Here is a 23,240-nt window from a genome sequence, read left to right as displayed (position 1 = left end):
ACTCAGGCATTCTGCAAAACGGGTTTCTTTTTCTCGCGACGAATTTTACGTTCTTCAAAGACCGCGACGATAGCCATCAGGCAGATACAGCCGATAGCTGCCGCATCCAGCGCCGCAAAGGTACCCGCCCAGCCGGTCAGGCCAAAGACCGGCGTGCCGTCGGCAATCATTCCCAGCCCCAGTTTGGCAAAGCTGTCGCCGATCAGGTAAGCAAAGGTGCCTTTGATACCGTCCGCCGCACCGATAGCTTTTTTCGGGACGAACCCTACCGCCGCAACGCCGATCAGCAGCTGCGGGCCAAAGACCAGGAAGCCTAAGGCAAACAGCGACATCAAATAGACATACTGGTTGCTGGCATGCTGGTAAACGCCAAGGGTTGCGATAATTAACGCCAGCGCGATACAGGCCACCAGCGCACGACGGCCGTTCGCCAGATCCGACAGCCAGCCCCACAGCAGCGTTCCGACCAGCGCGCCCACTTCAAACAGGGTAAAGCCCTGAATCGCCACCTCTTTGGAGAGCTTCAGCTCCTGGAAGGCATAGACCGTCGACCACTGATCGATACCGATGCGCACCACATAGAGGAAGATGTTGGAGAAGCACAGCAGCCAGATGACTTTGTTTTTCAGGACATACTCGACGAAAATCTGCCATTTGGTCATGGCGTTCTCTTCCGTCTCTTTGTCCTCTTCACTGATCTCTTCGCCGAACAGCTCTTCGGCATTGCCGAGGCCGTAGGATTCCGGAGAGTCGCTACCAAAACGCAGACCGATAAAACCGACAATCAGCGCAATAATCGACGGGAAGATGAACATGCCGATAACGTGGCCGTCGAACAAATAGTTCGCGCCGAACAGCGCCACGCCCGCAGCGCCCGCGCCGCCAAGGTTGTGAGAGATATTCCAGAAGCCGAGGAAGGTGCCGCGCTTACGACGTGGCGTCCATTTGGTAATGGTTGAATAGCTACACGAACCGCCGGTGCTCTGGAAGAAACCGCTCAGCGCATAGAAGGCGATCATCAGGAACAGACTGGTTGAACCGGCCCCCATACTGGCGCTAAAGCCGAGCATACAGATGGCGGAGAGGATCAGCATAAACGGCAGGAACTGCTTGGTATTTTTCCCGTCCGCGTAGTAGGACACCAGCGTTTTACCCACGCCGTAGGTGATCGAGAAGCCCAGGCCAATCATCCCCAGCTGGGTCATGCTCAACCCGTAGGTGGAGATCATGTCGTTCTGGGCGATGTTAAAGTTTTTGCGGATCAGATACATCGTCAGGTAGCCGATAAAGACCACCAGATAGGACTGCATGAACGGTTTGAACCACATTTTACGCCGCACATCGAGCGGCAGATCCAGGGTCGGCTTGCGCACCTGGTTTAGAAAGGCCAGCATAGGACACTCCGGGCTAATTTTTATACCTGCGAATGGCAGGCATTGTAAAAAGCCGCGCGGAGACTGGCCTGAGACAGTGTCCCGGCGGAACCGGGAAAATTTCTTAGTTTTGCCCCACTCGGGGTAAAAAGGAGAGGCAGGTCACGCTTCGCTGGCGGTTCTTGGCGCCTGAGCGTTTAAAAACGGCAGCAGCAGCAGCGCAGAAATGCCGGCAGCAATAGCAATCGCCACGAAAAAGCCGCTCCAGTGCCAGATTTCCATTACCTGCGCCAGCGGCCAGCCGGAAAGCGATGCCCCGAGATAGGCAAACAGTCCGACAAACCCGGTTGCCGCGCCCGCCGCTTCTTTGTGGGAACACTCCGCCGCCGCCATGCCAATCAGCATCTGAGGGCCAAACACAAAGAAACCGGTGGTAAAGAAGCAGGCCGCCTGCATCACATAGCTGGCAAAAGGCATCAGCCACAAACCGCCGACCGAGAGCAAAATGCCGGCGGCGAAAATCAGGTTCATCGGTCCACGGTTGCCGTTAAACAGCTTATCCGATCCCCAGCCTGCGACCAGCGCGCCAATAAAACCGCCCAGCTCGAACATCGTCACCGCCGAATTAGCGGTCACCAGGTCGACGCCCAGCGTCTCCGACATATACAGGTTGCCCCAGTCGTTAATCGCCGCCCGCACCACGTATACCAGTACGTAGCACAGCGACAGCAGCCAGATATAGGGATTCAGCAGCACGTATTTGGTGAGGATCTCTTTGCGCGTCAGCCCCGCCCCTTCCTGCTGCTGGGCAATCTCCAGCTCGTCATGCCGCCAGTCCCCCACCGCCGGCAGCCCCACGACCTGCGGCCGGTCGCGCAGTCGCCAGCAGAGGAACAGCCCGGCGAGAATCGCCAGCATCCCGGCAATCATCATCCCGGTACGCCAGCCGTAGTGTAGCGCCGCCGCGCCGACCACCATCGGAATCAGCGCCCCGCCGACGTTATGCGCGGTATTCCACAATGCCCACCAGCCGCCGCGCTCGGTTCGCGAATACCAGGCCGTCAGCAGACGGGCGCACACCGGCGACCCCCAGCCCTGGAAAAAGGCGTTCAGCGCCCACAGCAGAGCGAACGCCCATAGCGAGGTGGAGAAACCAAACAGAATATTGACCACGCCGGTGGCGATAAGGCCCAGCCCCATAAAATAACGGGCGTTGGAACGGTCGCTGACGATACCGGAGAAAAACTTCGACAGCCCGTAGGTGATGTAAAACAGCGTCGCCAGCAGGCCAATATCGCTGCGGGTCAGGACGTTGCTGGCGAGAATTTCCGGTACCGCGGCGTTAAAGCTTTTGCGCGTGAAATAAAACAGGGCATAGCCCAGCCAGATGGTCATCAGAATATGACGCCGCCAGTAGCGGTAGCGTTCATCCAGCGCCTGTTTATCGGCAACCGGCGCCGCATCGGGCGGGGATTTCAGAAAGCTCAGCATCATAACTCCTCAGACATAACGGCGCGGCAGGCTGACGCAGACCCGGGTGCCGTGCGTGCAGGAGATAGTGAGCGTGCCGCCCAGCGCCGTCACACGTTCGCGCATGCCGGTCAGGCCAAAGCCCTGCTGCCCGGTGCCCGGCGGCAGCCCGCAGCCATCATCTTCAAGTACCAGCATCAACCGCTGACCCTGCTGCCAGCCCTGCAGCGTCACCGCGCTGGCGCTGGCATGCTTAACGATGTTATTCAGCCCTTCCTGGCAGACGCGAAACAGCGTCACGCGCTGGTTTTCGCTTAAGGCGGCCTCATCAATGCGCCAGTCGAGATGGCTGACTATCCCGCGATCTTCCAGCTCCATTTCGCGCATCAGCGAACGTACCGCCTGTTCAAGGGTCAGATCGTCGAGCTGACGCGGGCGCAGACGACCCAGCAGCCGACGAACCGAGTCGTAAACCCCCAGCGAGAGCTGCTCAATAAGCTGGCCGCTCTGTTTCACGCCGCCGTTTTCCGGCGCCAGACGCTGCACAATTCCGGCCTGGGTGCGAATCGCGGTGATCGTCTGGCCGATGTCATCATGCAGTTCGCGCGCGACGTCCCGGCGCACGCTCTCTTCCGTTTCCAGCAGCCGCTCCGCCAACCGCCGGTTGCGCGCCAGTTCGCTTTGCAGCGACTGGTTCAGCTCGCGCAGACGCTGAATACCGGCGCCCAACAGCAGCCCGGTCAGGCTCTGCGCCAGCAGTGAGAGCAGCAAATCCACCGGGTGATCGTGCCAGGTCTGGCTGGCGATTAACGCGATAGCGTTCATTAGCGCGGCGATCAGCGCCCCCTGCCAGCCGTAATGCCAGGCTAAAGCGATAATCGGCAGCGCCAGGCAGAAAGGGGTGAAACGCGAGAGTTCGGCGGGCAGTCCCAGCTGTAGCCAGAGGCTGACGGTAAACAGCAGCAGATACCAGATAAGATGCCGCCCTCGCCAGTTGATCGGCTGTGAAACCAGCGATGGCCCCAGCGGTCGCCAGACGGTGCTGGTGAGATAGTGCCAGATAACCAGGCAGGTCGGGGCCAGCGTCAGGCCACCGGTTAACGTCAGCAGCAGCGCGTTCAGTCCGTCGCTCCCTTCGCTCATCCACGGCAGCGATTGCAGCAGCGCGGCGGCAATCAGCGCCCCGCCCTGACGCAGCAATGTGAGCCAGTCGCGCTGGTGACGATAGCGTGAAATGAGCGCCACCGGCAGCAGCGCCAGCACACTACCGATCATCAATATTATCGGATGCGCCAGCGCCACTTCCTGCGCCAGCCAGAAGATCAGCAGCCATTCAGCGCCCAGTAACACCGGCCAGTAGCCGCGCGGACACTGAAGCATCAAACCCAGCCGCAGGCCAAAAGGGAACAGCAGGACGGCAAGATCCGGTCGTTCGACCAGGTGCAGGCTGATGCTCCACAGGCAGAACCACGCGGCGGAGAAAATACAGAAGCAGCCGGCCACCGAAAGCAGCCGGGAGAGGAACGGTCTCATTGCCAGCTATCGAACATACGCCGCGCCAGCTCAACATCGTTGCTGACGCCCAGCTTTTCCAGCAGATTCGCGCGATGCACATGTACGGTTTTTGGCGATAATGCCAGCTCGGCGGCGATCTCTTTTACCGCCATCCCCTGCGCCAGCTTTTCCGCCACCTGCCGTTCGCGGCGGGTGAGCGGATCCTGGCGGCCTGCCGCCAGCTTCATGGCGATATCCGGCGTCAGGTAACAGCCGCCGGCCGCCACCGTTCTGACCGCGGCGATCAGCTCATCCGGGCTACAGCGTTTGGAGAGAAAACCGCGGGCGCCGGCATTCAACGCCTGTTCCACCAGCGCCGGGCTGTCGTGAACAGAGAGCATGATGGTCGCCATGCCTTTCGGCAGCTGACTGAGCAGCTCAAGTCCTGACATATCCGGCATCGAGATATCACAAATACAGACCTGTACGCCGCGCCCGGGCAGCCCCGTCAAGGCTTCGCGGGCGGAACCGAATTCGGCAACCACCTGGAAATCGGCTTCCAGCCCCAGCAGCTGCGCAAATCCGGAGCGGACGATAAGATGATCGTCGATAAGGGCAATGGTGGTCATGACGTGTCCTGGCGGGTTAAAAAACGCGCTTACCTTAACGATAAGCACGTTGTTGTTCAAGCCTTGCGCAGGATTATCCGCCTCAGGCGATACCGGTGGTCACCGTAAAGCTCCGGGTTTGCTGCGGCGCCAGCGAAATCAGACTGCCATTACGCTGAGCCGCGAGGAATCCCTCGGGCCGACAGGTGGCGGGCAGCGCGAAGGCGGCAACCTGCTGATCGCCGTTATAGAGGATCCAGCGGGTAACATAATTGAACTCAGTGCTGGAGAACCGCGTGACAAACGTGGTGCCATCCGGCGCTATCATGCGAAATTCCGGGCTGTCGGTGTAGCGATCCAGCTTATCGGCAAAAAAGACGATTTCCGGATCGTAATATTGCGGCTCACATAACGTGGTCAGCGAGGCCTCGCCTTGCAGGAGACGCTGATTGAACGCCAGCCACGATTCCGTCGGCTGTACATGGGCCGGTACCGACTCGCGCAGCGAGAGCGCTTCATCCGGGATATTCTGGCTGAAGGTCGCCTGGGCTACGTAGGCATAGTTCATATGGCACATGTACTGCAGCGGCATGGCGACAGAGGCAAGATTGGTCACCGTCATCTGGATATCAAACAGCGCGCTGGCTCGCCGTAAGGCCACCGTCGGCCGCGCCTCATAGTGATGACCAAAGCCCATCACGTATTCGTAGCGCCCCGCCACGCGCAGGCAGTCGGCCTCCAGTTCAAGCCAGGCTTCATCCATGGCCGCGCAGGCCATTTCACCATGCAGCGGGTGGGTATCCTGCGGCGACGGACAGCCGTTCGCCAACAGTCCTGAGTGGAAAGCAAAACAGCCATAGGTGGCCACCACCTCCGCTGCCGGCTTCGGTTCGCTGAACATATTACGCATGGTCAGATCGTGGCCGTCAAACTCGGCATCCCAGATCATTTGCCCAAGCCAGGGCAAAATCACCAGATAGCCGCGCGCATTTTCCACCCGCAGCCCCTCTACGCCGCTGGCATAGCGAAAAGCCGTTACCGTGAAGTCATCATTCGCCAGCAGCGTGCGCGGTTGCTCGCTAAAGAGCTGGCGCCATAAAGGTAAGCGTGTCGTCATGATCGTTCTTCTCAGGATGCCGTCGCTTCAGTCAGCGCACGGCGGACTTTGCATTCACGCCAGAAATAGACGCCGACGTAGATGAAGCACAGCATCGGTACCAGGAAAGAGACCTGCAGCGAGTGGAACATATCCGCCACGAAGCCCTGAATCGCTGGGACGACGGCGGCACCAATAATCGCCATCACAATCACCGCACCGGCCATTTCAGTATGCTCGTTATCCACCGTATCAAGCGTACCGGCATAGATGGTTGCCCAGCACGGCCCGAACAGCACGCTCACCAGCACCGCCACGTAGACCGCGCTAAAGCTCGGCGCCAGCGCCACGTACGCAAGGAACAGTGCGCCGATAACCGAGTAGAGAATCAGCACTTTTTCCGGCGTGAAGCGGGTCATTAAAATGTTGGCGATAAACTTGCCAATAAAGAAGCAGGCAAAGCTATAGACCATAAACGTTGAGGCATCGCGCTCGTTGATATCACCCAGTTCCAGCGCAAGGCGAATGGTGAACGACCAGACGGTGACCTGCATACCGACATACAGGAACTGGGCGGCAATTCCGCGACGAAAACGTGCGTTGGTGGCCAGGTAGCGCAGCGTGTCGGCTGCCGACGGGCGTTTATGGTTCGCCGTCTGCGCAACTTTACAGGTCGGGAAGCGCGTCAGCAGGAACAGCACCATGACCACCACCAGTACCATGATCATGTACTTGTAAGGCTCAAGGGTGTTTTCCAGCATCAGAACTTTAAAATTATGAATCTGCTCGGCATTCATCCCGGCCATCTGTTTTTCCAGACTTTCTCCATCGGAAAAGACCAGATATTTACCCAGCAAAATACCGGCTGCCGCGCCAATCGGATAAAAGGTCTGGCTGATGTTCAGGCGCAGCGTGGCATGGCTTTTCGGGCCGATCATCGAACTGTAGGTGTTCGCTGCCGTCTCGAGAAAGCTCAGGCCGATGGCGATCGCGAAAATCGCGGCCAGGAACATGGTGTAGGTTGCCATGTGCGAAGCCGGGAAAAAGAGCGTACAGCCGACGATATAAAGCGTCAGCCCCGTGAGAATAGCGACCTTATAGCTGGTGTTTTTAATCACTAACGACGCCGGAATCGCAATTAAAAAATAACCGCCATAAAATGCGCTCTGGACCAACGCGGAGGCAAAGTTACTTAATGCAAATACGCTTTTAAACTGCGTAATTAAAATATCATTTAAGGCCGCAGCACATCCCCATAACGGGAATAAGCAGGATAACAAAATAAACTGGAACAAAGGCGTTTTGTTCAGATAGCCGTCAGGCATCTGAATGATGTTTTTATCGTTCATAGTGCTACCTTTTACAGTGCAGGGTGATTATTCGTTTAACGACAGATATTCATTAAACTGCTCGATACTGGGATAAGACGATTGCGTGCCTTTGCCGGTGACGCTGAAGGCGGCAAAGAGAGCGGCTTTTTTCATGGCGGATTCAACATCTCCGCTCTGGACGTAATAGTGAGCAAAGCAACCGATAAAGGCATCGCCTGCGCCGCTGGTATCTACCGCGCTGACTTTAAATGCCGGGACATGCACTTCCTGAGTGCGCGTCATCCACAGCGCGCCTTTCTCACCCATGGTCACAATAATATTATTGAGACCTTTTTCAACGAGGCTCCGGGCGGCGGCACGAATATTATCGTAAGTATCAACAGGCAGGCCGGTTAATATTTCCAGCTCGGTCTCATTGGGAACAAAGAAATCACATTTACAGGCATAAGACATATCTAATTCGCGCAGAGCCGGCGCCGGATTTAATAACACTTCAATGCCGTGCTTTTTACCAAATTCGATAGCGTGGTACACCGTTTCCAGCTGAACCTCAAGCTGTAAAACAATCAGCTGGCATTTTTTTAAATCCTCGGCGGCGCGATCGATATCTTCAGGAGAGAGGAACTTGTTGGCGCCTTTAATAATAAGAATGCTGTTGCTGGAGTTGGCATTCACAAAGATCGGCGCCACGCCGCTGCTGGTGCAGGGGACTTTCTCAACATAGGTGGTATTGATGCCCCAGGACTCAAGATTGCGAATCGTGTTATCTGCAAAGATGTCATCCCCTACCTTGGTCAACATCAGCACTTTCGAATTGAGCTTAGCGGCCGCAACGGCCTGGTTGGCCCCTTTTCCGCCGCAGCCAATTTTGAACGCAGGCGCCTCAAGAGTTTCCCCCTCTTTCGGCATCTGGTTGGTGTAGGTGATGAGGTCCACCATGTTGGAGCCAATAACCGCGATATCCATTTTACTACCTCTCAGAAACAATCACACAACAATGATATTATCGTAACATTATCATGTTACTTTAGTACCATTTGTGACCATGATCGCGATTGCAGTATCATTCCGTGTTTATTTATCATCCAGAAAAATGTGGGCAATCGAGAGAGGAAGAAAAATAAAAATCAAAAAATACAATATAACAAACTGAAAATAAACAGATTATTTTGACAAAAACGAGATCGAACAGACTTTTAATTCGCAAGGGGCCGCAGTATAGTAATGTGAATGCATAATGTTTCAGCAGGGACAAAAATGTTACCAAAGGAACATTTGCCAAATGAATTGCGGAGAGTGTGAATGGAGACCAAGCAAAAAGAACGTATACGTCGTCTGATGGAACTGCTGAAGAAAACCGACCGAATCCATCTTAAAGACGCCGCGCGTATGCTGGAGGTCTCTGTGATGACGATTCGCCGGGATCTCAGCCAGGAAAACGACGAACCGCTGCCGCTCACGCTGCTAGGCGGCTACGTGGTGATGGTCAACAAACCCTCATCGCCTTCCGTTACGCCAGCGCTGGCGACAAAACCGGCCCATCATCGCGACGATCTGCCCATTGCCATCCTCGCCGCCGGCCTGGTCAGCGAAAACGACCTGGTCTTTTTTGATAACGGCAGCGAAATGCCGCTGGTCATCAATATGATCCCCGATGACATTACCTTTACCGGCATTTGCTATTCACATCGGGTGTTTATGGCCTTAAATGAAAAGCCCAACGCCACCGCCATCTTATGCGGCGGCACCTATCGGGCGAAGAGCGATGCCTTCTACGATACCGGCAACCCCTCGGCGCTGGATTCACTCAATCCGCGGAAAGTGTTTATCTCCGCCAGCGGCGTTCACGAACATTTTGGCGTCAGCTGGTTTAACCCCGACGACCTCGCCACGAAACGTAAAGCGATGGATCGCGGCCTGCGAAAAATCCTGCTCGCGCGCTATGCGCTGTTCGACGATGTTGCGCCTGCCAGTATTGCGCCGCTGCCGGCATTTGATGTGCTGATCAGCGATCGTCCGTTACCGGCAGACTATGCCACGCACTGCCGGAACGGGTCGGTAAAAGTCATCACGCCGGACTCCGAAAGCGAATAACTTAGCGCCATCCCACCAGACGTAGATTGTTGCAGCCAGTCTGGACACGGACAGCGCGGAAAAACCAGAGCGTACACGCAGTACGTGATGATTTGGCGCACTGCCCAGGGCCAGAGTGGCGCATAAAATAGCCTGCCGGGCCAGGCTCTTACTCAAAGAAGACGGCAATTTTATTAAACATGGAAGGATCGGACTGGTTACGCGCCACCTTCTCTACGTCCTCCAGTTTTTCAATCTGACTGATCATCTGCCCCAGCCGCTGGTCATCATTCACCAGGAGCCAGATGCGGCTGTGGTTGCTGTTCTGAATCGGTAAACAGAGAATACCCTCCACGTTGAACGCGCGGCGGGCAAACAGGCCACAGACGTGGGTCATCACTCCCGGATGGTTGCGGACGGTGAGTTCCAGAATAACGTTGTCATGAGTCTGCTGTTGCATGGTTTATTCCCCCACCATTTCTGTATTTGCCGCTCCCGGCGGAACCATCGGATACACTTTTTCTTCCGCATCAATACGCACATGAATCAGCGCCGGACCGGGACGATCGATGATCGCCTGCAGCGCTGCCTGCGGGTCAGCTTCGTGATTTAAATCGCAGGTTTGCAGACCAAAGCCAGCGGCAATCTGCATAAAATTAATCATTCCGGGATAGGTCGCAGCAAATACCCCCTGCTGATAGAACAGGCTCTGTTGCTGATAGACCAGCCCCAGCGCTTCGTTATTCATCAGGATGATTTTCACATCCAGCTGGTTTTCAGCCGCGGTGGCCATCTCCTGAATGTTCATCATCAGGCTGCCGTCGCCGGAGAAGCAGATGACTTTGCGCTGTGGATTAGCCAGCGCCGCACCGACCGCTGCCGGCAGACCGAATCCCATGGTTCCCAGCCCACCGGAAGTCAGCCATTGGCGCGGGCGATTCAGCGGATAAGCCTGCGCAACCCACATCTGATGTTGACCGACGTCAGTGGTGACGATCGCTTCATCGTTAACGCAGGCGGCAACGGCGTTGATCAGGCCATAATGCGTGAGCGGGTCGCTCTCCTGCGGAATCGGGGAAGGAAACTCACGCTGCAGGTCCGCCACCAGCTGGCGCCACTCGTCGCGCGGCTGGGCGGCGACCTGCGGCGTCAGCTGCGCCAGAACGTCGGCCACATCCCCTTGAATCGCCACGTGCGGCTGCTTGATTTTACCCAGTTCGGAACGGTCGATATCGACGTGAATAATTTTCGCGTTCGGGCAGAACTGCTCGGTTTTACCAATCGCCCGGTCATCAAAACGCGCACCTAAAACAATCAGTAAATCCGCTTCTTGCAGAATAAAGTTAGTGCTACGCGCGCCGTGCATGCCCAGCATGCCCAGCGACAGCGGATGCGCCTTCGGCAGCATCCCCAGCGCCATCAGGGTCATCGTGGTAGGCAGGTTCGCTTTTTCCGCCAGCGCACGCACCTGCTCAGGCGCGTTAATCACGCCGCCGCCCAGATAAAGTACCGGGCGCTTAGCCGCATTGATCATGGCTGCCGCGTCGTGGACGCTGGCGCTGTCAAATGTCGGCGGTGCGGTGCGCGCACCCGGCTCCGGTAACACCTCCAGCTCGATGGTCGCCGTCTGCACATCCTTAGGAATATCTATCCACACCGGACCCGGGCGGCCGGACTGGGCGATGCGAAAGGCGTCGCTCATCACCTGCGGCAGTTCAGCAATATCGCGGACCAGGTAGTTATGTTTGGTGATGGGGATAGAGATACCGTAGGTGTCGACTTCCTGGAACGCATCGGTCCCAATCATCGATGCCGGAACCTGGCCGGTAATGCACACCAGCGGAATCGAGTCCAGACGCGCATCGGCGATGGCGGTGATCAGGTTGGTGGCGCCCGGGCCGCTACAGGCCATACAGACCGCCGGTTTGCCCTCAGTACGCGCCATCCCCTGAGCGATAAAGCCCGCGCCCTGTTCGTGACGCGCCAGAACGTGGCGAATCTGCGTGCTTTGGCTTAATGCGTCATAGATGGGAAGGATAGAGCCGCCCGGGATGCCTGCAACGGTCGTAATCCCCTGGCGTTCCAGTAAATGAATAACTAACTGTGCGCCGGTAAAGCGCATTTTTTCTGATGTTGTGCCCGAACTTGCCATGCTCCAGTCCTTTTATTTTGAGCCGACTTACCGGGCGAGTGTCGAAAAAAAACCCCGCTCGGTTTGCGCCGGCGGGGTTTGGAATCGTGTTGTTCCGGACCCTACGGCGCATTGCCGACGACGACCACCACACGCACGACGACCACCGCGGCAGGCGCGGTTTTTAGTAGAGTCGAAGTCAGAATGGAAGCGTTCATTAGGGACCTGTTGTGTCGAAAATTTAACTGAATTTATACAAACACAGCCGCCGCCATTAAACAACGGATTTATTTTCATCCACGAGGATTTGTGTGAAGGATCACAATTTCTAACCGGTCGAAAAAAACAAAAAACCCCGCCGGAGCGAGGTTTTTCTCAGTATGTTTACGGCTGGTAACCGCAAGTACACTGTATTACGTCAACGCTGAAAGTATACGCGCGCGCAGACGTTCACGCAATTTTCACCCCGGTTTTTGCCAAAGTAGAGTATGGATGGCGAGCGCAATTTTGTCGAGAAAATACTGTTTATATATACAGTATTTGTTTATACTGAAAACGTTCACGTTGTGTCATTCGGGGCCGCATGTATCACCGGCGCAATAAAGTCCTGGCTGAAACGGGTGGTGCCGTCAGCGCCTTAACCCCGAGAGAGCACACTGTGTTACGTCAACAAATACGCTAATGTCTTCTGGTCACGGTAACGTGTCCCGGCAGACGGCGTATACCCTGGCTGGCAACAGGCGGCGGAAAGGTACGCCAGCCGGTCGTGCTCCTGTACCAGAGGAGACGCGTATGGGTGCCGTGGATATTGTTGTTCTTATCCTGAAACTCATGGTTGCCGTGTTGCAACTGCTTGATGCTGTCCTGAAACAGCTGCGCTGATTCAGGTTCAAGTCGCACCTGAGAGGGGCGGGAAACCGCCCCTCTACAGGCGGTTCCCATTAACCTTATGCTGACTTGCTGGAGAAAATCATGCCACCGCTGTTGATTGCCGCCACCACGCCCGACGACCCCGGGTTTCTTGCTTTGCGCAGTGAAAGCCTCGCCCAACATTTCAATATGCTGCGCCGCCTGGCGGAGAACTGGCAAAGCGGGAAAAACCGCTTCAGTGCGCCAGGTGAAAAACTGCTGGGCGCCTTTGTCGGCGGTCAGCTGGTGGGAGTTTGCGGGCTGAATGTTGACCCCTTCAGCCCGCAGCTGCGAACCGGACGCATCCGCCATTTATACATCAGCGACGCCTTTCGTCGGCGGAAAATTGGCCAGCAGCTGCTGGTGGCCGTCATCACCCACTCCGGCACCTGGTTTGATTTTCTCAACACTCATGCGCCGCCGTCGGCGTGGCCGTTTTATGAATCGCTTGGATTTCGCCCGGTTTATGATGAGCCGCGGGTCACTCATCGCCTGTTCTGTTCGCTTTAAGCGCGGCTGGCCGGGTGAAAACGCCCGTGTTACAGTTCCAGGACCCGGCCACTCACCCGCACCCCTGTCATGACGATAACCGTTTTCTGCGTTCTGCTGTTCGCCGCTCTGCTGCATGCCAGCTGGAATGCTATCGTCAAAGCAAGTGGAGATAAGCTGTACGCGGCAATTGGCGTGAGCGGCTCTGCCGCGCTTATCGCCCTCGCGGCCTTGCCTTTCGCGCCGCAGCCCTCCCTGGCCAGCGTGCCGTATCTGGTACTTTCCAGCGCATTGCAGGTGGTCTACACCGTTCTGGTCGCCAAAACCTACCAGGTCTCCGACATGAGCCAGACCTATCCACTGATGCGCGGCACCGCGCCGCTGCTGGTGGCGGTGATTAGCGTCGCGTTCCTCGGCGACGCGCTGTCGCCGCTGGCATGGACGGGAATTGGCGTAATCTGTCTGGCGATCCTCGCCATGGCCTGCAACGGCCGGGCCAGCTCCGGCTACGGCATCACCCTCGCACTGATCAACGCCTGTTTTATCGCCGGCTATACGTTGCTTGATGGTACCGGCGTGCGGTTATCGGATACGGCGCTAGGCTACACGCTATGGTCCTTTTTTATGAACGGCTGCTGTCTGCTGAGCTGGTCTATGGTCTATCGACGCCAGGAAGCCAGCCGCTATCTACGTCAGCACTGGAAAAAAGGCGCCATCGGCGGCCTGAGTACCATGGGATCGTACGGCCTGGCGCTGTGGGCGATGACCCAGGCACCGCTGGCCGTGGTGGCCGCGCTGCGAGAAACCTCGATTTTATTCGGCGCCGTCATCGCGTTTGCGCTGCTCAAAGAGAAGCTTATCGCCCTGCGAATCGTCGCCGCCTGTGGCATTGCGGCGGGCGCTATTCTGCTGCGTCTCTCCTAGTGCAGAATGGCAACATTTGTTGCCGATTATTGTTTACAAAACCTGCCTGAAATCCCTCCTCAATCATCGTCATATAGTTGTACTGTCATTTTTATGTGGTAGATTCCTCCAGAATTTAAGGGATGTGCCAGTCACATATTCTTCATTTATCTCTACTCACGAAGTATTCATCGACATGAAACGGCATAAGAACTTCACTTTGTTGTTGATGCTGGTACTGCTGGTGGCCGTTGGCCAGATGGCGCAGACCATTTATATCCCGGCGATCGCCGATATGGCTATCTCGCTGAACGCCCGCGAAGGGGCCGTGCAGAGCGTAATGGCGGCCTATTTGCTGACCTATGGCGTCTCTCAGCTCTTTTATGGCCCGCTGTCTGACCGCGTAGGAAGACGTCCGGTGATCCTCATCGGGATGTCTATCTTTATGCTGGCGACGCTGGTCGCTATCACCACTCACAGCCTGACGGTGCTGATTATCGCCAGCGCCATCCAGGGTATGGGAACCGGCGTCGGCGGTGTAATGGCGCGCACGCTGCCGCGCGATCTGTATGAAGGTGCCCAGCTCAGACATGCCAACAGCCTGTTAAATATGGGTATTTTGGTCAGCCCGCTGCTGGCACCGCTGATTGGCGGTATCCTCAATACGCTGTGGAGCTGGCGTGCCTGCTACGCTTTCCTGTTGATTTTGTGTGCGGGCGTGACCTTTAGCATGGCGCGCTGGATGCCTGAAACCCGTCCTGCTGGCGCACCGCGCTCCCGACTGGCGACCAGTTACAAAACGCTTTTCGGCAATACCGCGTTCAACTGCTATCTGCTGATGCTGATTGGCGGTCTCGCCGGAATCGCCGTGTTCGAAGCCTGTTCCGGCGTGCTCATGGGCGCCGTGCTGGGCTTAAGCAGCATGGCGGTGAGTATTCTGTTTATTCTGCCCATCCCGGCGGCTTTTTTCGGTGCCTGGTTTGCCGGACGCCCGCATAAACGTTTCCCGACCCTGATGTGGCAATCGGTGATTTGTTGTCTGCTGGCGGGCATTATGATGTGGATCCCTGGCCTGATGGGCATCATGACCGTCTGGACGCTGCTGGTGCCTGCGGCGCTGTTTTTCTTCGGCGCCGGCATGCTATTCCCGCTGGCGACCAGCGGCGCGATGGAACCCTTCCCGTTCCTCGCCGGGACGGCAGGCGCGCTGGTGGGCGGCCTGCAAAATATCGGCTCCGGCGTCCTGGCCTGGCTCTCGGCGATGATGCCGCAGACCGGTCAAAGCAGCCTGGGGCTATTGATGATGCTAATGGGACTGCTGATTCTACTGTGCTGGCTACCGCTGGCTTCACGCTTCAGCCGCCACCAGCAGCCGGTTTAAGCGCCGCAATTTCCCCGGATAGCGGCCTGCGCCTGATTCAGGCGTCCGCTTCGCGTCCGGGGAAAATCATTGCGCCAGGCTTTGTAGCCAGTGAATAAACGCGTCTATTTTCGGCCACTGCCGCCCCGCTAACGTGGTCACATAATAGTGCTGGTGGCATTTCAGCGTCATCTCGCCAAAGGGCGCAATCAGCTCTCCGCTCGCCAGACGCTTTTGAACCAGCCGCTTACGCCCCATCGCCACGCCAACATGGTTCATGGCAGCAATCACCGCCAAATCTGAACGATCGAAGCCAATACCCGACGATTGCGGCAAGTTAACCCCAAAGTGCTGCGCCCAGCTAAACCATTCGTCGGTGCCAGAATCATTGCTCCAGGCCTGACGATCGTGCAGCAGGGTGCAATGTTGCAGATTGTCGGGATGTTGCTGGAGCTGATGCTGCCGGGCATAGTCCGCCGTGCAAACCGGTACGATTGCTTCATCCATCAGATAATGGTGGGTTAATTGCGATGAAGGCAGATCGTCGAAATAGAGCGCCAGATCGATACCCGCTCGCTGCATATTCACGTTATCGTTGCCGGTGAGGACAGTAAGCGATATCGACGGATAGCGGCGAGTAAAGTCCCCGAGCGCCGGTACCAGCCAGCACTGGGCGATCGACGGGCGTGAGTAGACGGTCAGCGTACCTGACAGCTCCTGGTTTTTGATATCCAGAATCTCCTGGTTCAGGCTGTCCAGCGAGGATTTCAGCGCCCAGAACACCCGCCGCCCCTCATGGGTTAACTCCACTTTCCTATGAGAGCGCACAAAAAGCTGAATACCCAGCTCTTCCTCCAGCTGATTCATCCGGTGGCTCACGGCGCTGGGGGTCAGCGACAGCTCTTCCGCCGCCAATGCGAAAGATTCATGCCGTGCGGCGACCTCAAAGGTATACAGCTTTGACAGCTGCCAGCCGTTGAGCAGCCGGTTACCTATCTCTTTAGCGACATCCATCGTTCGGTTCCCCTGATTTTTTACCGCTGATTGTAAGAAAAATGGTCGCTGTGCATGGGTTTAAAGATGAAAAAAAGTGACTCATAACGCAAATAAAAGCCATTTTTAGACTTTAATCACCATTTTGATTCAATCTAATTCACCTTAAGCGCCATTTATATCGTTTGTCAGCCGGTGTCGTTTTTCTGTTCAATAACCCCATCTTATTCACGGGCGAGGTGGGGTATGGAATCTCAGATTTGGGTTGTGAGCACGTTACTAATCAGCATTGTGTTGATTGTTTTGACTATCGTAAAACTGAAATTTCACCCCTTTCTGGCGCTGCTGTTAGCCAGTTTCTTCGTCGGCGCTATGATGGGGATGAGCCCGCTGAACATGGTCAACGCCATTGAAAATGGGATCGGTGGAACCCTCGGTTTCCTGGCGGCGGTGATCGGCCTCGGCACCATTCTTGGCAAAATGATGGAGATCTCAGGCGCCGCCGAACGTATCGGCCTGACGCTTCAGCGCTGCCGCTGGCTGTCGGTCGATGTGATCATGGTGCTGGTTGGCCTGATTTGCGGGATTACGCTGTTTGTCGAAGTTGGCGTGGTACTGCTGATTCCGCTGGCCTTTTCGATTGCCAAAAAGACCCACACCTCCCTGCTGAAGCTGGCGATTCCACTGTGTACCGCGTTAATGGCCGTACACTGCGTCGTACCGCCGCACCCGGCTGCGCTGTTCGTCGCCAATAAGCTGGGTGCCGATATCGGTACCGTGATTGTCTACGGTTTACTGGTTGGGTTGATGGCCTCGCTGGTTGGCGGCCCGCTGTTCCTGAAGCTGCTGGGCAACCGCCTGCCGTTCAAAGCGGTTCCTGCCGAGTTTGCCAATCTGGAAGTTCGTCAAGAAGAGACGCTGCCGTCGCTCGGCGCCACCCTGTTGACCATTTTGCTGCCGATCGCTCTGATGCTGGTGAAGACCATCGCCGAGCTGAATATGGCCAAAACCGGCACGCTGTATATGCTGCTGGAGTTTATCGGTAATCCGATTACCGCCATGTTTATCGCCGTCTTCGTGGCCTACTACGTCCTCGGCATCCGTCAGAATATGGGCATGGCCACGCTGCTGACCCATACCGAAAAGGGCTTTGGTTCTATTGCCAATATCCTGCTGATTATCGGCGCAGGCGGCGCGTTCAACGCGGTCCTGAAAACCAGCGGCCTGGCTGATTCGCTGGCGGTTATTCTCTCCGGTCTGCATATGCACCCGATTCTGCTGGCCTGGCTGGTGGCGCTGATTCTGCACGCGGCGGTGGGTTCTGCCACCGTTGCCATGATGGGAGCCACGGCCATCGTTGCGCCGATGCTGCCGCTCTACCCTGGCGTCAGTCCGGAGATCATCGCCATTGCCATTGGTTCCGGCGCAATTGGCTGCACGATCGTTACCGATTCTCTGTTCTGGCTGGTTAAACAATACTGCGGTGCGAGCCTGAGTGAGACGTTCAAATACTATACAACGGCAACATTTATCGCATCCTTACTTGCACTAGCCTGCACGTTCCTGCTTTCTTTCATCATCTGAGCGCAAAGAGACGTAATATGAAAAACGCTGACATGACCACTTTACTTGCCCGGTTCCCTCTGCTGAAGGATCTGGTTGACCTGAAAGAAACCACCTGGTTTAACCCGGCAACCACTTCGCTGGCGGAAGGTTTACCGTACGTTGGCCTGACGGCCGACGATGTCCAGGACGCCCGTGCCCGCCTTGAGCGCTTTGCGCCATATCTGGCGCAGGCATTCCCGGAAACCGCCGTCACCGGTGGGATTATCGAATCCGAACTGGTCGCTATCCCGGCAATGAAAGCACGGCTGGAGCAGGCGTTTGCCCGGCCCGTCAGCGGCGACCTGCTGCTGAAAAAAGACAGTCATCTGCCGATTTCCGGCTCCATCAAGGCCCGCGGCGGTATTTACGAGGTGCTGACCCACGCTGAAAAGCTGGCGCTGGAAGCGGGGTTACTTGCCACCGAAGATGACTATCGCAAGCTACTGACCCCGGAATTTAAGCAGTTCTTTAGCCAGTACAGCATCGCCGTCGGTTCCACCGGCAACCTGGGGATGTCGATTGGCATCATGAGCGCATGTATCGGTTTTAACGTCACCGTGCATATGTCTGCCGATGCCCGGGCATGGAAAAAAGCGAAGCTGCGCAGCCACGGCGTTACGGTGGTTGAATACGAACAGGATTACGGCGTCGCGGTCGAGCAGGGGCGTAAAGCCGCCGAAGCGGACCCCAACTGCTTCTTTATCGATGATGAGAACTCACGCACGCTGTTCCTCGGCTATGCCGTCGCAGGCGAGCGCCTGAAAGCGCAGTTTGCCCGCCAGGGACGCGTGGTCGATGCCGATCATCCGCTGTTTGTCTATCTACCGTGCGGCGTCGGCGGTGGCCCTGGCGGGGTTGCGTTTGGTCTGAAGCTGGCTTTCGGCGACCATGTACACTGTTTCTTCGCTGAACCCACGCACTCTCCTTGTATGTTGCTCGGCGTCCATACCGGCCTGCATGATGAGATTTCGGTCCAGGATCTGGGTATTGATAACCTGACTGCCGCCGACGGCCTGGCCGTTGGTCGGGCTTCCGGGTTTGTCGGCAGGGCCATGGAGCGTCTGCTGGATGGCTTCTATACCCTCAGCGACCAGACGATGTACGACATGCTGGGCTGGCTGGCGCAAGCTGAAAATATCCGCCTGGAGCCGTCCGCGCTGGCCGGCATGGCCGGACCGCAGCGCGTTTGCGCCAGCGAGACATATCAGCAGATGCACGGCTTCACGACCCGCCAGATGGACAACGCTACGCATCTGGTCTGGGCGACCGGCGGCGGCATGGTGCCGGAAGAAGAGATGGCGCAGTACCTGGCAAAAGGGCGTTAATACCACGGGCTCAGCGGCGGAGGATACGCCGTTGGGCCCACTTTCCGCTATGTCACACTCTGCAGAAATAACGCGATCTGCCGCAGATGCGTAGCCGCAAACATCAGCGACAGTGAAAGAACGGCGACGGCAATGAAAAACTTGTCACGTATCGCCTGCGGCTGAACAAAATCACTCTCGTCAACATCCATCAGATTACGGCGCCGCGTATAGCCCCACAGCACAACAGCTACTATCGCCAGGACGCCAATCGATAGCCAGAACAGCGCCCCCGCGCTATGCCAGTTATGTTTAATCGCCAGCGCCATCAGCGCCGCGTAGCCCAGCAACGTTCGAAACCAGGCCAGCGATGTCCGTTCCGGCTGCAGCCCCGGATCGCTTTCCCGCCGCGCCCGGCGCTTATCCGCCATACATAACCAGACCCATCACCACCACCACCACAATCACCAGCAAAAGACTGATCGCCAGCAGCGTTCTGGTGTAGGGCAGATCCTGCTTCAGGCGCATCGCTTTTTCGTTACTCAACCAGCGCAGGTAGCCATAAATCGCCAGGCCGCCGGCAAACAGACACAGCAATAGCGCCAGCACTTCGCGAATCAGCGGCGTGGCAAAATCCGGCGCCAGCTGATCTAAGCCAACCCCGGCGGCAAGAAAACCTAATGCCGTGCGGATCCACGCCAGAAAAGTACGTTCGTTGGCCAGCGAGAAGCGGTAATCCGGCGCTTCGCCGACGCGAGAAATTTTCATCAGGGTTCCTTGTTCGTAGCGCGAGCAGGCTTCAGCATAGCGTAATTTGTAACGAACAGGGGAGCAGCGCAAGAACCGGCACCCGATGGATGCCGGTTGAGGTGAGGATTAATGCAGTTCCGGCCAGTAGTCTTTGTTGGCCTCAATCAGGTCGTCGAGTATCGCTTTCGCGACGGATGCGCTGGGCACGGTTTTCGACAGCGTAATCGCCTGCCACAGCTTGTGATAAGAACGATGTTCCCAGGCATCCACCACCAGTTTCTCTACCGCCACCTGCTGGCTCATCATCCCTTTCTGGAAGTTCGGAATATCGCCGACCGTCAGCGGCTCTGGCCCGTTATGGCCGACCAGGCACGGAATTTCCACCATCGCATCGGCGTCAAAATTATGGATAGCGCCATTGTTCGGTACGATCAGCAGCATGCGCTCCTGGGTGTTGAAGGCGATGGCGGTCGCCAGATCCACGATGTATGAAGCGTGCTCGTCGATCTCCAGATCGCCGGCAGAAGATTTACCCGCGGCAATAATTGCCCGACAGGCGCTAAAGACATTTTTCTCGCGGTGATCCATGACCTCGTTAGCGCGGGTACGCGCAGGGTTGGAGTGCTCGACGACGTAATCCGGGAACAGGTAATACTTCAGGTAGGTGTTTGGCATGGTATCCGGATCCAGCGCCTGCACATCTTTCGCCTTGGCAAAGGTATCGTTCCAGCTGGCTTCGGTATGCGGATCGTTAGAAGGCGGCACATAACCATATTTCGCCACATGTTCGCGCAGTTTCGGCATCAGATCGTTACCCTGCAGATCCTCAATCGACGTCCACCAGCCGAAGTGGTTCAGCCCGTAGTAACGCACCCGCATCTGTTTACGATCTTTGAGGCCGACAATTTGCGCCATGCGCCCTTCAATGCCGATCGGCATATCGCAGATATTCAGGATTTTCGCATTCGGACGCAGGCGGCGCGTGGCTTCCGCGACAATTGCCGCCGGGTTGGAGTAGTTCAGCATCCAGGCGTTCGGCGAGTATTTTTCCATATAGTCCACCAGTTCCAGCACGCCACCGATAGAGCGCATGCCGTAGGCGATACCGCCAGGTCCGCAGGTTTCCTGACCCAGCACGCCGTGGCGCAGCGGGATTTTTTCATCTTTTTCACGCATCGGGTATTTGCCAACGCGAATATGCGCCATAACAAAATCCACGTCGGTAAAGGCCGCCTGCGGGTCGGTGGTATAGCTGAACTCAATTTCCGGCGCCTGCTCTTTAAGAATCACTTTACACGCTTCGGCGATGGTCTCCTGACGCGCGCCGTCGTTGTCATAAAATTTCAGTGCCCGCAGCGGGAAACGGTCCTGGTTTGCTAACAACATCAATACGATACCTGGTGTGAATGTACTGCCGCCGCCTGCGATAACAACTGAGAATTTTTTCATGATACTGCCTCCGTCATGGTGGTTTGTTCGGTCTGTAGAGAATTTTTCATCAGGGATTCCAGCTGGTCGCGAACCTGGGGAACATGCAGGCCCACGATGACCTGAATCCCGTTACCGCGACGCACCACCCCGTGAGCGCCCAGCGCTTTAAAGACGTCGTCGCTTTGTGTTTTCGCCATATCGACCAGCGTGATGCGAAGTCGGGTGGCGCAGTTGTTGACGCATTCGATATTGCTTGCGCCGCCCAGCGCCTGCAGAAAGCCTGCGGCCTGGCCTAATTTGGACTCTGTGGCACCCGCGGCGCTGGTTTTGCCGCGCGCCGCCTGATAATCCGCTTTGCTGTAGAGTTTGATTTCACTCTCTTCGCGGCCCGGAGTTTTCAGATTCAGACGCAGGATCAGGGCGCGGAAGATAACGAAGTAGATAGCGGTAAAGCACACCCCGATCCCTATCTGGATGAACATCATCGAGGCATGGTTGTGAAACATGGGGATCCAGTTTTGCGGCAGGAACTGGTCAAGCAGACCACCGCCGAAGTTGCCGACGACCCCGCACATATACATCACCGTCGCCATCGTGGCCGCCAGCACCGCGTGCACGGCAAACAGCAGCGGGGAGATAAACAGGAAGGTGAACTCCAGCGGTTCGGTAATCCCCACCAGCATGGCGGTCAGCGTCGCCGGAATCAGCAACCCGGCCACTTTGACGCGGTTTTCCGGCGCGGCGGTGAAATAGAGCGCCAGCGCAATCCCGACCGAACCAAAGACCTTGGAGTTGCCATGCAGGGCAAAACCGCCTTCCGGGAACAGGGCTTTCAGCGGTTCCGTACTCTGGCTGAACTCCTGCAGATGCTGGGCCCAGTAGACCTGGATACCGCCTTCCACCACCGCCGGGCCAAAAATAAACGGTCCGTAGACAAAGTGATGCAGGCCAGTGGGAATCAGAATGCGCTCAAGGAAAATATAGACCCAGACCCCGAGCGCCCCGGCAGAGCGTAAAAAAGCCTGCAGCGATTCAATGCCCATCTGCACCTTTGGCCACCCCAGTAGCGTTAGCCAGGCGCAGGGGATCATCGCCAGGAAGGCAACGATAACGACAAATGAAGAGCCCTGGAAAATACCGAGAAACACCGGCAGCGGTTTATCAAAATAGCGGTTATGTAGCGCGGTGACGATCCCGGAAATCACAATCGCGCCGATGATACTGGTATCCAGCGTTTTAATGCCGGCAATCATCGTCAGGCCGCTACCGGCCGTGGGGTCGGCCGAAAAATCGACGCCGAAAAAGTGGCCCCAGGTCATGCCCATGGCGTTGATGAAGTAGTTCCACGTCAGGAAACTCACCAGCACGGCAAGGCAAGCTCGTCCCTGCGCCTGCTTCGCGAGGCCAATCGGTAAGCCGACGGCGAAAATCAGCGGCATGTTACGAAATACCGTCCAGCCGCCTTCTTCAATAATGTGAACAATCTGGGCAAATAAACTATCAGGTGCTGTAAGCGCTTCGCCGACAAACATCGGGTTGCGCAGCATAATGGCAATACCCACCACGATCCCGGCGAAAGGAAACAGTAAAACCGGGGTAAACATGGCACCGCCAAAACGTTGTATTTGACTGAGCATTTTAAAATCCTCATTTAACAACCAGTAGGGTAAGAGGCCTTATTTGTCTTGAGTATCGGCCTAAAGCGAGAATAGGAATTTACCCGTCCGACAACATGCGATGGCGTTGCGATTCGTGATCGCATTCATGGTTTTAATTTCCACAATGTTGTCTACTTTTTTAGTTAAAAATAGACATCATGAATTGCGCTGATTAAAACAGCAGAATGAACAAATCATATCTTTATGTATTTAAAGACATTATTAACAATACACATTGTTAACCTTCCCTTTTGAAAAGTGG

Annotated in this window: 21 protein-coding genes and 1 pseudogene; 7 read left to right on the top strand and 15 right to left on the bottom strand. The window is 56.3% G+C overall.

Annotated features, from left to right (window positions below):
- Window positions 1-2: 2 nt before the first annotated feature.
- The 7 genes from uhpT to rbsK all read right to left on the bottom strand — a co-directional run bounded on the left by uhpT (window position 3) and on the right by rbsK (window position 8,338).
- Window positions 3-1,394: a hexose-6-phosphate:phosphate antiporter gene (uhpT, locus tag OQV00_RS00195; protein WP_004869094.1), complete on the bottom strand. Its 1,392-nt coding sequence runs from the start codon at window positions 1,392-1,394 to the stop codon at window positions 3-5.
- A 141-nt stretch (window positions 1,395-1,535) separates the two neighbouring features.
- Window positions 1,536-2,864 carry an MFS transporter gene (gene uhpC, locus OQV00_RS00190; protein WP_004869097.1) on the bottom strand — a complete coding sequence of 443 codons (1,329 nt, stop codon included), beginning with the start codon at window positions 2,862-2,864 and terminating at the stop codon, window positions 1,536-1,538.
- A gap of 9 nt (window positions 2,865-2,873) precedes the next feature.
- Window positions 2,874-4,355, bottom strand: coding sequence for a signal transduction histidine-protein kinase/phosphatase UhpB (gene uhpB / locus OQV00_RS00185; RefSeq protein ID WP_162098188.1), 1,482 nt, complete (start codon window positions 4,353-4,355; stop codon window positions 2,874-2,876).
- A 17-nt stretch (window positions 4,356-4,372) separates the two neighbouring features.
- The gene (uhpA, locus tag OQV00_RS00180; protein WP_004869100.1) at window positions 4,373-4,966 is read right to left on the bottom strand and encodes a transcriptional regulator UhpA; all 594 of its coding nucleotides are present in this window, start codon (window positions 4,964-4,966) and stop codon (window positions 4,373-4,375) included.
- Window positions 4,967-5,048: 82 nt separating this feature from the next.
- The gene (locus OQV00_RS00175; RefSeq protein ID WP_004869102.1) at window positions 5,049-6,062 is read right to left on the bottom strand and encodes an aldose 1-epimerase family protein; all 1,014 of its coding nucleotides are present in this window, start codon (window positions 6,060-6,062) and stop codon (window positions 5,049-5,051) included.
- Window positions 6,063-6,073: 11 nt separating this feature from the next.
- A complete protein-coding gene (fucP, locus tag OQV00_RS00170; protein ID WP_004869104.1) occupies window positions 6,074-7,390 on the bottom strand; it encodes an L-fucose:H+ symporter permease in 1,317 nt (438 codons plus the stop codon).
- A 27-nt stretch (window positions 7,391-7,417) separates the two neighbouring features.
- On the bottom strand, window positions 7,418-8,338 hold the full coding sequence (gene rbsK, locus OQV00_RS00165) for a ribokinase (protein ID WP_004869105.1): 921 nt from the start codon (window positions 8,336-8,338) through the stop codon (window positions 7,418-7,420).
- A gap of 336 nt (window positions 8,339-8,674) precedes the next feature.
- Here rbsK and OQV00_RS00160 point away from each other — a divergent pair, with 336 nt between their 5' ends.
- A complete protein-coding gene (locus OQV00_RS00160) occupies window positions 8,675-9,466 on the top strand; it encodes a DeoR family transcriptional regulator (RefSeq protein WP_004869108.1) in 792 nt (263 codons plus the stop codon).
- A 148-nt stretch (window positions 9,467-9,614) separates the two neighbouring features.
- On the opposite strand, the gene ilvN is transcribed toward OQV00_RS00160, so the two are convergent.
- The 3 genes from ilvN to ivbL all read right to left on the bottom strand — a co-directional run bounded on the left by ilvN (window position 9,615) and on the right by ivbL (window position 11,794).
- A complete protein-coding gene (gene ilvN / locus OQV00_RS00155; protein WP_004869110.1) occupies window positions 9,615-9,905 on the bottom strand; it encodes an acetolactate synthase small subunit in 291 nt (96 codons plus the stop codon).
- Between the two features lie 3 nt (window positions 9,906-9,908).
- Window positions 9,909-11,597, bottom strand: coding sequence for an acetolactate synthase large subunit (gene ilvB / locus OQV00_RS00150; protein WP_004869111.1), 1,689 nt, complete (start codon window positions 11,595-11,597; stop codon window positions 9,909-9,911).
- Window positions 11,598-11,698: 101 nt separating this feature from the next.
- Window positions 11,699-11,794, bottom strand: a complete 96-nt coding sequence (gene ivbL / locus OQV00_RS00145; protein WP_004869113.1) for an ilvB operon leader peptide IvbL — start codon at window positions 11,792-11,794, stop codon at window positions 11,699-11,701.
- A 549-nt stretch (window positions 11,795-12,343) separates the two neighbouring features.
- On the opposite strand from ivbL, the pseudogene tisB reads away from it, so the two are divergent.
- The 4 genes and pseudogenes from tisB to emrD all read left to right on the top strand — a co-directional run.
- A pseudogene (tisB, locus tag OQV00_RS00140) lies at window positions 12,344-12,458 on the top strand (type I toxin-antitoxin system toxin TisB); the annotation flags it as partial.
- A 90-nt stretch (window positions 12,459-12,548) separates the two neighbouring features.
- Window positions 12,549-12,995: a GNAT family N-acetyltransferase gene (locus tag OQV00_RS00135; RefSeq protein WP_004869119.1), complete on the top strand. Its 447-nt coding sequence runs from the start codon at window positions 12,549-12,551 to the stop codon at window positions 12,993-12,995.
- A gap of 69 nt (window positions 12,996-13,064) precedes the next feature.
- Window positions 13,065-13,898 carry a DMT family transporter gene (locus tag OQV00_RS00130; RefSeq protein ID WP_004869121.1) on the top strand — a complete coding sequence of 278 codons (834 nt, stop codon included), beginning with the start codon at window positions 13,065-13,067 and terminating at the stop codon, window positions 13,896-13,898.
- Window positions 13,899-14,073: 175 nt separating this feature from the next.
- On the top strand, window positions 14,074-15,258 hold the full coding sequence (emrD, locus tag OQV00_RS00125) for a multidrug efflux MFS transporter EmrD (protein WP_004869124.1): 1,185 nt from the start codon (window positions 14,074-14,076) through the stop codon (window positions 15,256-15,258).
- A gap of 66 nt (window positions 15,259-15,324) precedes the next feature.
- Here the strand turns inward: emrD and dsdC are convergent, their stop codons facing one another.
- Window positions 15,325-16,251, bottom strand: coding sequence for a DNA-binding transcriptional regulator DsdC (gene dsdC, locus OQV00_RS00120; protein ID WP_015585471.1), 927 nt, complete (start codon window positions 16,249-16,251; stop codon window positions 15,325-15,327).
- 225 nt (window positions 16,252-16,476) lie between these two features.
- Here dsdC and dsdX point away from each other — a divergent pair, with 225 nt between their 5' ends.
- Together dsdX and dsdA are read left to right on the top strand one after the other, a co-directional pair.
- Window positions 16,477-17,814 (top strand): D-serine transporter DsdX, encoded by a 1,338-nt coding sequence (gene dsdX / locus OQV00_RS00115; protein ID WP_266279648.1) that lies wholly within the window; start codon window positions 16,477-16,479, stop codon window positions 17,812-17,814.
- Window positions 17,815-17,831: 17 nt separating this feature from the next.
- A complete protein-coding gene (gene dsdA / locus OQV00_RS00110) occupies window positions 17,832-19,160 on the top strand; it encodes a D-serine ammonia-lyase (RefSeq protein WP_015585469.1) in 1,329 nt (442 codons plus the stop codon).
- A 47-nt stretch (window positions 19,161-19,207) separates the two neighbouring features.
- Here dsdA and OQV00_RS00105 read toward each other — a convergent pair whose 3' ends face one another.
- The 4 genes from OQV00_RS00105 to OQV00_RS00090 all read right to left on the bottom strand — a co-directional run bounded on the left by OQV00_RS00105 (window position 19,208) and on the right by OQV00_RS00090 (window position 22,957).
- Window positions 19,208-19,570 (bottom strand): DUF202 domain-containing protein, encoded by a 363-nt coding sequence (locus OQV00_RS00105; protein ID WP_004869136.1) that lies wholly within the window; start codon window positions 19,568-19,570, stop codon window positions 19,208-19,210.
- Window positions 19,560-19,907 (bottom strand): YidH family protein, encoded by a 348-nt coding sequence (locus tag OQV00_RS00100; RefSeq protein ID WP_004869139.1) that lies wholly within the window; start codon window positions 19,905-19,907, stop codon window positions 19,560-19,562. Before OQV00_RS00100 ends, OQV00_RS00105 begins: the two co-directional genes overlap by 11 nt.
- A 108-nt stretch (window positions 19,908-20,015) precedes the next feature.
- Complete coding sequence (locus OQV00_RS00095) at window positions 20,016-21,338, bottom strand: 6-phospho-alpha-glucosidase (protein WP_004869142.1); 1,323 nt, start codon at window positions 21,336-21,338, stop codon at window positions 20,016-20,018.
- Window positions 21,335-22,957: an alpha-glucoside-specific PTS transporter subunit IIBC gene (locus OQV00_RS00090; RefSeq protein WP_004869143.1), complete on the bottom strand. Its 1,623-nt coding sequence runs from the start codon at window positions 22,955-22,957 to the stop codon at window positions 21,335-21,337. The genes OQV00_RS00095 and OQV00_RS00090 overlap by 4 nt, the downstream gene beginning before the upstream one ends.
- Window positions 22,958-23,240: the final 283 nt, after the last annotated feature.

The organism is Klebsiella sp. DY2415, from assembly GCF_026314315.1.
Taxonomy (GTDB): domain Bacteria; phylum Pseudomonadota; class Gammaproteobacteria; order Enterobacterales; family Enterobacteriaceae; genus Klebsiella; species Klebsiella ornithinolytica.
Note: the sequence above shows the minus strand (reverse complement) of the source record. Positions and strands in the feature narration are given on the sequence as shown.

Bases quoted from the DNA above. Each gene is read 5' to 3' on its own strand.
- dsdC (WP_015585471.1), bottom strand. From the start codon at position 16,251: ATGGATGTCGCTAAAGAGATAGGTAACCGGCTGCTCAACGGCTGGCAG.
- uhpT (WP_004869094.1), bottom strand. From the start codon at position 1,394: ATGCTGGCCTTTCTAAACCAGGTGCGCAAGCCGACCCTGGATCTGCCG.
- ilvB (WP_004869111.1), bottom strand. From the start codon at position 11,597: ATGGCAAGTTCGGGCACAACATCAGAAAAAATGCGCTTTACCGGCGCA.
- OQV00_RS00135 (WP_004869119.1), top strand. From the start codon at position 12,549: ATGCCACCGCTGTTGATTGCCGCCACCACGCCCGACGACCCCGGGTTT.
- OQV00_RS00105 (WP_004869136.1), bottom strand. From the start codon at position 19,570: ATGGCGGATAAGCGCCGGGCGCGGCGGGAAAGCGATCCGGGGCTGCAG.
- OQV00_RS00090 (WP_004869143.1), bottom strand. From the start codon at position 22,957: ATGCTCAGTCAAATACAACGTTTTGGCGGTGCCATGTTTACCCCGGTT.
- fucP (WP_004869104.1), bottom strand. From the start codon at position 7,390: ATGAACGATAAAAACATCATTCAGATGCCTGACGGCTATCTGAACAAA.
- uhpC (WP_004869097.1), bottom strand. From the start codon at position 2,864: ATGCTGAGCTTTCTGAAATCCCCGCCCGATGCGGCGCCGGTTGCCGAT.
- ivbL (WP_004869113.1), bottom strand. From the start codon at position 11,794: ATGAACGCTTCCATTCTGACTTCGACTCTACTAAAAACCGCGCCTGCC.
- rbsK (WP_004869105.1), bottom strand. From the start codon at position 8,338: ATGGATATCGCGGTTATTGGCTCCAACATGGTGGACCTCATCACCTAC.
- OQV00_RS00160 (WP_004869108.1), top strand. From the start codon at position 8,675: ATGGAGACCAAGCAAAAAGAACGTATACGTCGTCTGATGGAACTGCTG.
- OQV00_RS00100 (WP_004869139.1), bottom strand. From the start codon at position 19,907: ATGAAAATTTCTCGCGTCGGCGAAGCGCCGGATTACCGCTTCTCGCTG.
- OQV00_RS00175 (WP_004869102.1), bottom strand. From the start codon at position 6,062: ATGACGACACGCTTACCTTTATGGCGCCAGCTCTTTAGCGAGCAACCG.
- dsdX (WP_266279648.1), top strand. From the start codon at position 16,477: ATGGAATCTCAGATTTGGGTTGTGAGCACGTTACTAATCAGCATTGTG.
- OQV00_RS00095 (WP_004869142.1), bottom strand. From the start codon at position 21,338: ATGAAAAAATTCTCAGTTGTTATCGCAGGCGGCGGCAGTACATTCACA.
- ilvN (WP_004869110.1), bottom strand. From the start codon at position 9,905: ATGCAACAGCAGACTCATGACAACGTTATTCTGGAACTCACCGTCCGC.
- uhpA (WP_004869100.1), bottom strand. From the start codon at position 4,966: ATGACCACCATTGCCCTTATCGACGATCATCTTATCGTCCGCTCCGGA.
- OQV00_RS00130 (WP_004869121.1), top strand. From the start codon at position 13,065: ATGACGATAACCGTTTTCTGCGTTCTGCTGTTCGCCGCTCTGCTGCAT.
- emrD (WP_004869124.1), top strand. From the start codon at position 14,074: ATGAAACGGCATAAGAACTTCACTTTGTTGTTGATGCTGGTACTGCTG.
- dsdA (WP_015585469.1), top strand. From the start codon at position 17,832: ATGAAAAACGCTGACATGACCACTTTACTTGCCCGGTTCCCTCTGCTG.